Origin of the sequence: Secundilactobacillus malefermentans DSM 5705 = KCTC 3548, from assembly GCF_001436395.1 — a bacterium.
Taxonomy (GTDB): Bacteria; Bacillota; Bacilli; order Lactobacillales; family Lactobacillaceae; genus Secundilactobacillus; species Secundilactobacillus malefermentans.
Genome location: NZ_AZGJ01000092.1, coordinates 1 through 2,555 on the forward strand (window position 1 = coordinate 1; position 2,555 = coordinate 2,555).

The following is a 2,555-nucleotide window of genomic DNA, read 5'->3' on the forward strand; positions in this document are numbered from 1 at the left end:
GAAATAGTTCCTGAAACCATGTGCCTACAATTAGTTAGAGCCCGTTAATGGGTGATAGCGTGCCTTTTGTAGAATGAACCGGCGAGTTACGTTTACATGCAAGGTTAAGTCGAAGAGACGGAGCCGTAGCGAAAGCGAGTCTGAAACGGGCGTTTCAGTATGTAGATGTAGACCCGAAACCAGGTGACCTACCCATGTCCAGGCTGAAGGTGCGGTAAAACGCGCTGGAGGGCCGAACCCGTGTACGTTGAAAAGTGCTGGGATGAGGTGTGGGTAGCGGTGAAATTCCAAACGAACTTGGAGATAGCTGGTTCTCTCCGAAATAGCTTTAGGGCTAGCCTTGGAGTAAAGAATCGTGGAGGTAGAGCCACTGTTTGGACTAGGGGCCCGTCATGGGTTACTGAATTCAGATAAACTCCGAATGCCATAGATTTATATCCAGGAGTCAGACGGTGAGTGATAAGATCCATCGTCGAAAGGGGAACAGCCCAGACCACCAATTAAGGTCCCTAAATGTATGCTAAGTGGAAAAGGCGGTGAAGTTGCATAGACAGCTAGGATGTTGGCTCAGAAGCAGCCACCATTTAAAGAGTGCGTAATAGCTCACTAGCCGAGTGATTTTGCGCCGAAAATGTACCGGGGCTAAGTATACTACCGAAATTGTGGATACAACCGTAAGGTTGTGTGATAGGAGAGCGTTCTAAGGGCAGAGAAGCTAGATCGTAAGGACTAGTGGAGCGCTTAGAAGTGAGAATGCCGGTATGAGTAGCGAAAGACCAGTGAGAATCTGGTCCACCGAATGACTAAGGTTTCCTGGGGAAGGCTCGTCCTCCCAGGGTTAGTCGGGACCTAAGTCGAGGCCGAGAGGCGTAGACGATGGATAACAGGTTGAGATTCCTGTACTAGTTAAACGTGTTTGAACGATGGAGGGACGCAGAAGGCTAAGGTGAGCATTCAGTTGGATAAGAATGTTCAAGCAACGAGTCTGGTTAGCAGTCAAATGCTGGTGACCGAGTAGACAAGTTGTGATGAGGACCGAATTAAGTAGGGAAGCACCTGATGTCACGCTGCCGAGAAAAGCTTCTAGTGAATGTTTAACTACCCGTACCGCAAACCGACACAGGTAGTCGAGGAGAGAATCCTAAGGTGAGCGAGTGAACTCTCGTTAAGGAACTCGGCAAAATGACCCCGTAACTTCGGGAGAAGGGGTGCTGCACGCAAGTGTAGCCGCAGTGAATAGGCCCAGGCGACTGTTTATCAAAAACACAGGTTTCTGCAAAATCGTAAGATGACGTATAGGGGCTGACGCCTGCCCGGTGCTGGAAGGTTAAGTGGATGAGTTAGCTTCGGCGAAGCCCAGAAATGAAGCCCCAGTAAACGGCGGCCGTAACTATAACGGTCCTAAGGTAGCGAAATTCCTTGTCGGGTAAGTTCCGACCCGCACGAAAGGCGTAACGATCTGGGCACTGTCTCAACGAGAGACTCGGTGAAATTAAAGTACCTGTGAAGATGCAGGTTACCCGCGACAGGACGGAAAGACCCCATGGAGCTTTACTATAGCTTGATATTGGGTGTTGGCACAGCTTGTACAGGATAGGTCGGAGCCGTAGAGGCCGGAACGCTAGTTTCGGCAGAGGCGCTGGTGGGATACGACCCTGGCTGTGTGAACACTCTAACCCGCACCACTAATCGTGGTGGGAGACAGTGTCAGGTGGGTAGTTTGACTGGGGCGGTCGCCTCCTAAAGAGTAACGGAGGCGCCCAAAGGTTCCCTCAGAATGGTTGGAAATCATTCATAGAGTGTAAAGGCAGAAGGGAGCTTGACTGCGAGACAGACAAGTCGAGCAGGGACGAAAGTCGGGCTTAGTGATCCGGTGGTACCGTATGGAAGGGCCATCGCTCAACGGATAAAAGCTACCCTGGGGATAACAGGCTTATCTCCCCCAAGAGTCCACATCGACGGGGAGGTTTGGCACCTCGATGTCGGCTCATCGCATCCTGGGGCTGTAGTCGGTCCCAAGGGTTGGGCTGTTCGCCCATTAAAGCGGTACGCGAGCTGGGTTCAGAACGTCGTGAGACAGTTCGGTCCCTATCCGTCGCGGGCGTAGGAAATTTGAGAGGATCTGTTCCTAGTACGAGAGGACCGGAATGGACATACCGCTGGTGTACCAGTTGTTCCGCCAGGAGCATCGCTGGGTAGCTATGTATGGATGAGATAAACGCTGAAAGCATCTAAGTGTGAAACTCACCTCGAGATGAGATTTCCCATTCCATTAAGGAAGTAAGACCCCTGAGAGATGATCAGGTAGATAGGCTGGGAGTGGAAGTGCAGCGATGCATGGAGCGGACCAGTACTAATCGGTCGAGGACTTAACCACAAAGTGGTGTTCTCTGAAGGAATTGATATTATCTAGTTTTGAGAGCTCAAGTTCTCAATAGTGTGGTGGCGATAGCCTAAAGGATACACCTGTTCCCATGCCGAACACAGAAGTTAAGCTTTAGCACGCCGAGAGTAGTTGGGGGATCGCCCCCTGCAAGGGTAGGACGTTGCCACGC

Annotated in this window: 2 rRNA genes; both read left to right on the plus strand. The window is 51.2% G+C overall.

Annotated features, from left to right (window positions below):
* Positions 1-2,377: ribosomal RNA gene (locus tag FD44_RS09750) — 23S ribosomal RNA — on the plus strand; the annotation flags it as partial.
* Between the two features lie 61 nt (positions 2,378-2,438).
* Positions 2,439-2,555: ribosomal RNA gene (gene rrf, locus FD44_RS09755) — 5S ribosomal RNA — on the plus strand.